The following is a 265-nucleotide window of genomic DNA, read 5'->3' as shown; positions in this document are numbered from 1 at the left end:
AATTACATTACGTCTTTGTGAAATGGCCACAACAAGGCTGCCCGTCTGCTTCGCTACACGTTCTGCTGTTCGGTGACGCATACCGGTTTCAATAGAATCAATAGATGCCTCTGGAACTAACTGTGCATTCGCTATTAAAATTTTACTTCCCGTTTCATTTAAAATAAGTGCCCCGTCCATTTTTGCTAATTCATATAAACTAGCAGGAGAGAATGCACAATTAATGTGAAAACCACCATCCACAATACTTTTAATCTGCTCATTA

General features: G+C 39.2%; 1 protein-coding gene. It reads right to left on the bottom strand.

Annotation, left to right across the window (positions count from 1 at the left end; translation table 11 throughout):
• Positions 1–265, bottom strand: a 265-nt coding sequence (locus tag SB717_RS36575; RefSeq protein ID WP_410907950.1) for a diadenylate cyclase, incomplete at both ends; no start/stop codon positions are given.

This window comes from Priestia sp. SIMBA_032, from assembly GCF_046535215.1.
Lineage (GTDB): Bacteria > Bacillota > Bacilli > Bacillales > Bacillaceae_H > Priestia > Priestia aryabhattai.
Note: the sequence above shows the minus strand (reverse complement) of the source record. Positions and strands in the feature narration are given on the sequence as shown.